Origin of the sequence: Campylobacter concisus (assembly GCF_902460545.1) — a bacterium.
In the GTDB taxonomy this organism is placed as follows: Bacteria; Campylobacterota; Campylobacteria; order Campylobacterales; family Campylobacteraceae; genus Campylobacter_A; species Campylobacter_A concisus_AE.
On sequence record NZ_CABPUE010000004.1, the window covers coordinates 15,761 to 20,699 of the forward strand.

General features: G+C 34.0%; 6 protein-coding genes. 3 read left to right on the forward strand and 3 right to left on the reverse strand.

Translation table 11 applies throughout. The features are described 5' to 3' along the window. A partial coding sequence (gene dcm, locus FZ949_RS03705) for a DNA (cytosine-5-)-methyltransferase (protein ID WP_262367524.1) occupies window positions 1-1,237 on the forward strand: 1,237 nt, incomplete at its 5' end. Between the two features lie 2 nt (window positions 1,238-1,239). Here dcm and FZ949_RS09825 read toward each other — a convergent pair. The 3 genes from FZ949_RS09825 to FZ949_RS09835 are packed head-to-tail and all read right to left on the reverse strand — an operon-like array spanning window position 1,240 to window position 3,082. Continuing rightward, complete coding sequence (locus tag FZ949_RS09825; protein ID WP_429800342.1) at window positions 1,240-1,554, reverse strand: hypothetical protein; 315 nt, start codon at window positions 1,552-1,554, stop codon at window positions 1,240-1,242. Next, window positions 1,496-1,891: a DUF4368 domain-containing protein gene (locus FZ949_RS09830; protein WP_429800343.1), complete on the reverse strand. Its 396-nt coding sequence runs from the start codon at window positions 1,889-1,891 to the stop codon at window positions 1,496-1,498. The genes FZ949_RS09825 and FZ949_RS09830 overlap by 59 nt, the downstream gene beginning before the upstream one ends. A gap of 6 nt (window positions 1,892-1,897) precedes the next feature. Next, entirely contained in the window at window positions 1,898-3,082 is a 1,185-nt protein-coding gene (locus FZ949_RS09835) for a recombinase family protein (protein WP_508610093.1), read from the reverse strand. A gap of 74 nt (window positions 3,083-3,156) precedes the next feature. On the opposite strand from FZ949_RS09835, the gene FZ949_RS03720 reads away from it, so the two are divergent. Together FZ949_RS03720 and FZ949_RS03725 are read left to right on the forward strand one after the other, a co-directional pair. Then, on the forward strand, window positions 3,157-4,152 hold the full coding sequence (locus FZ949_RS03720) for a Cj0814 family flagellar-dependent secreted protein (protein WP_262367776.1): 996 nt from the start codon (window positions 3,157-3,159) through the stop codon (window positions 4,150-4,152). Between the two features lie 115 nt (window positions 4,153-4,267). Beyond that, window positions 4,268-4,939: Cj0814-related protein (locus FZ949_RS03725; RefSeq protein WP_148790172.1), on the forward strand; the 672-nt coding region annotated here is incomplete at its 3' end.

Here is a 4,939-nt window from a genome sequence, read left to right on the forward strand (position 1 = left end):
GTCAAATAGAGGACAGTTAGTCCTTGAAATAACATATATAAAAAGGAGAATATATATGAATATTATACCACAAATCATAGATAATTCCCCTGCTATTTTAATAAAAAATAAGCGTATCAGATTACAAATGACTCAAAAAGAATTAGCTGATGCTGTTGGTATGTCCAAATTCGGAGATAGGACAATTCGCAGATGGGAAAATGGAGAAAGTCAGCCATCGTCCATTGAGCTGAAACATATTTTATCATTTCCTGAAAAAGTACCTTTCCCTAATAATGAAAATGCCCCCTATAAAATCATTGATTTATTTGCCGGAATTGGTGGTACAAGGCTTGGATTTTACCAAACAGGTAAAACAAATGTCGTATTCAGTAGTGAAATTGATAAATTTGCAGTAAAAACATATAAGGCAAATTTTGGTGAAACTCCTTTTGGAGATATTACAAAAATATCTGAAAAAGATATTCCTAATCATGATATTATTGTCGGTGGTTTTCCTTGTCAAGCATTTAGTCAAGCCGGTAAAAAGCTTGGTTTTGAAGATACTCGTGGAACATTATTTTTTGAAATTGCAAGAATTATTAAAGAGAAACGACCTAAGGCATTTCTTCTTGAAAATGTCAAAAACCTAAAATCTCACGATAAAGGTCGTACCTATAAAACAATAGAAAAAACATTAAAGGATTTAAACTACGATGTTCATTCTATTATACTTAAAGCAAAAGACTTCGGTGTTCCACAAAATAGAGAGCGTATTTACATTGTTGGATTTGATAAGGATAAAATAGATAACTATAAAGATTTTTCTTTTCCAATTCCTCCCTGCCCAGATGTTTCTGTGGGAAATATTTTAGAGCAAAATGTTGATACTAAATACACCATTTCAAATGCACTTTGGCAAGGTCATCAACGACGAAAGAAAGAACATAAAATAAAGGGAAATGGATTTGGTTACACATTGTTCAATGAAAACAGTCCTTATACAAATACATTATCTGCAAGATATTATAAAGACGGGAGTGAAATACTTATTGAGCAAAAAGGAAAAAATCCACGAAAACTAACACCTCGTGAAGCTGCAAGACTTCAAGGCTTCCCCGAAAACTATATCATTCCTGTAAGTGATACTCAAAGTTACAAACAGTTTGGTAATTCTGTTGCCGTTACTGTTATCCATGCAATTGCAAATAACATAATTGATATACTTGATACCTGTACTAAAAAAGAGATTGACTAACTTCAATCTCTTTTTTCTAACTTATTAACTTGTATACCTGCCCTTTTCAGAACCTTTAATTTTTCTTGTTTTCTCTGTTCTCTCCTTGCCTTATACCTTTCCTCATATTCCTGTTGTTTTCCATTTACTTTACGCTTTAAGTAGTTTTGATGAAGTCTATCTTTTCTTTCCTTGATTTTTCTCTTTTCTTCCTCAATTTTTAATCTTTCTTCTTCTTCAGTCAATTCTTCTTTTGGTGGCTCATAGTTACCGATAAAATTAAAATATATCTCTATTTTTTTGCTTTGATGTTTGACTACCTTTTCTATTCCTTTCATGAACAATAATCTTTTCTACAAACTCATTTATCATTGTAGTTGTAAGTTCATCAAAATTTTCATATCGGCTTATTAGAGATATAAACTTTTTCGCCTTATCTGTTTCTTTTTCATATCTTGATATTGCAAACTCTAAGTCTTTAATTTCTTTGCTTAAAGCTATTTGCTCTGTTTCATATTGACTGTTAAGTATCTCATATCTATTACTTGGTATTTTTTCAAGTATCATATCTTCGTAAATACGGCACATCAATCGTTCAAGTTCCTGAAGCCTGTTTTTACTTTCCATTAATCTTATTTTTTTCTTTTCTATCTCTACTTTTTCCTTTTCTTCCATTTCATTTTAAATGGAACGGATAAAGGCTTCGTGATCTTCATCAAGATATTTTTTAATGTCTTTTAAGGTTTCCTGTATAAGGTTTAAGACTGCTTCCGCTTTTATCCTGTGAGTAGATGGACAAAGCGTTCCACAGGGTACTTTCGTGTAAGCACTGCAAGTGTAGTAGGGAATATTTTTGTAATTACTTGTTCTATGAACATACATTTTACTGCCACAATCTGCATAATACATAAGCCCAGTTAAAGGGTGATATTCTCCCCAACCATCGGGATACCTTTTTACATTTCCTCTTATCCTTTGCACATTATCAAAGGTTTCTTGGTCTATAATTGCCTCGTGGGTATTTTCAAATATCAGCCAGTTTTCTTCAGATACATATTTGCTTTTCTTATCCTTGAAATGCTTTCTTGTTTTGAAGTTTACAGTATGACCTAAATATTCCTGTTTCTTTAAGATACTTACAATTGTAGAACTGCACCAACGATAAGGATGTTCAAACACTTTGCTTTGATGTAGTCCATATCCTAATTTTTGCTGATGGTAAGCAGGTATATCTACTTTTTCACTTTCCAATATCTTTGCTATTCGATACGGACCATTGCCTTGCATGGTCAGATTGAATATTCTCCTTACTATCTCCGCTGCTTTTTCATCTACAATCCACTTATCTTTGTCTTTTTCATCTTTGATATATCCATAAGGTGGAGAGCTTGCCGTATGCTTTCCGCTTTCCCCCTTTGACCTGAATGTAGATTGTATTTTTCTTGAAGTATCTCTTGTATACCATTCATTCATAATATTTCTAAAAGGGGTAAAATCATCTTCTCTATAAAAGCTATCTACATTATCATTGATAGCAATGAGCCTAACGCCCTTTTGTCTTAAGATTTCCATACATTGACCGACTTTAAGATAGTCTCTGCCAAGTCTACTCATATCTTTTACGATTATACAACCTATTATATTACCTTGATTAACTCCGTTCGTCATTGCCATAAAGCCCGGTCTATCAAACTGTGTTCCGCTTATTCCATCATCTGTAAAATGTATGATGTTGCTTAAATTATTTTTACCTGCATATTCTTCAAGGATTTTCTTTTGATTTACAATAGAATTGCTTTCTCCTTGAAGTTCATCATCACGACTTAATCTCTCATAGAGTGCTGTTATCTTTTCATAATTCCTCATTTTTACCCCCTTTCTCTTAGTTTCTTAAATAAAAAAGAATTAAGAAGTACATATTTCACTAATATAGTGATTAAGTGTTCTCCTTAATTCTATTACTCCAAGAGCCAGCTAAATTTACTTATACTACTTCTTCACAAAATAGTCTCAGCTCTTTAAATTTTAATGACCTTCAAGCTTATGGCTACACAGTAGATAAAGCTGGCTTTATGGGAGCTGATTTTAACAAAGCAGCAGGTTTGCCAAAGGACTTTAAAATCCATAAAAGCACGCTTGATGAACTTAATAGATTTGCCGAGCGCAACCATGTGCTAAATCGCATCAAGAGCAAGGACGAGCAGATAAAGATCTTTGATAATATTGATATGGCTGACACCATAAAGCACTACTACAGACTATTTGACCAAATGACCTCTGCCTTAGGCGATGATAAAAGGAGCTACAGCCTCGCAGATATAGGCAAACTACCAAAAGGCTACAGCACAAAAGGCACTAGCTACGATGCCAAAGGACACCTACTAAAAGATCTATCAAACTCTACTATCTCAAACATCTACTCTAGCAGCGATGAGCTAAATAGCGCCAAATCTCTTAGTAAAGAGCTTTCAAGTGCAGGCGTTAGGCTCATAGTAAAAGAGGTTGATTTTACGATGAGCGAAGCAGGCGATGAGTTTAGCTTTAACCCTGATATGTCGGTATATCAAGCAGATGAAGGTTACAGCAAAGAGGCTCTTTTTATGGGATTTTTGCGCAGCTCTAGACCGCTACCAAGTGATAGTGCAAAGACTAAGCTAAGTAGCGCTGCCTTAAATGATATCTCAAGCACTGGAGAGCATAAAGAGTATTTTGTGGATTTTGAAAAAGTGGGCAAAGATAGTGAGAGCATAAAAGCGCTCATAAAAGAAAGACTTAAAGAGCTAACACTTTTAATGTATGCAAGATCAAAGAACATTAACGCAGAAAGTGTCACCTCAAACGAATATGAGAAATTTAAGCCAACTAGCGAGGATATAAATTCTCTAGCAAATTCTTGGAGTGAGAGGATAAGCTCTATCAGCAATACTTTTGTGTAAAGATAGGCTATATATAAACTAAATTGTTGAAAGGTCGATTTAAATCAAAGAAAAACCTTACTCAAACAAATTTTGAAAATCGTTGAGTAGTTTAAAATTTACTAAGGATAGTAAAATGCAAATTTCTAGCTCACCATATCCTTATCTGTCTAGAGAACACATAGCTAGTGAGATGGGGTTTAAATTTAACGATATTAACGAGATACTTAGTAACGACATGGGATATGGTATGAGCTTTCCTAAATACGCAAGGCTTGATAGAAAAGCTCAAGCTGCGGCTTACGATAGACACATATATCCACTATCTGGCTTTACAAAAGGCGATGAAGCAAAAGTCACTATCATAGGAAAGCTTAGAGGCTATGATCCTGATTTTACAAGCGAGCAGCTATCAGATCTTAAAAATTTCATAAATGAAAGCAAGGGTTTGTTTGTAGAGTATATACAAGGTCAGCAAGCAAAACCAGACAATGATAAGCCAAAAATTTTAAGAGATACCCCATACACTGTAAATGAATTTTTAAATGAATATCGTGGCAATCACCAACTGCTATTTATGCAAAACTCAAGGACTATTGATCTGCTTGATAGTGATATGAGCGTTGATGAGTTTAAAGAGGAGTGGGCTAAATATGCACTAAAAGAGCGGTTTAATATAACTTTATCTGGCGAAGATACCAAAAATGCTGTCAATATACTAAAAGAGATGAATGAAAAAGGTTTTCAGGATATAGAGAGCGTTGAAGAAGAAAAAGACGACACCAAAGAGAAAAAATTTACTCCTATA

What these genes read in the sequence shown, in the direction of transcription:
- FZ949_RS09825 (WP_429800342.1), bottom strand. Translation starts at nt 1,554, where the DNA reads ATGAAAGGAATAGAAAAGGTAGTCAAACATCAAAGCAAAAAAATAGAG.
- FZ949_RS09830 (WP_429800343.1), bottom strand. Translation starts at nt 1,891, where the DNA reads ATGGAAGAAAAGGAAAAAGTAGAGATAGAAAAGAAAAAAATAAGATTA.
- FZ949_RS09835 (WP_508610093.1), bottom strand. Translation starts at nt 3,082, where the DNA reads ATGAGGAATTATGAAAAGATAACAGCACTCTATGAGAGATTAAGTCGT.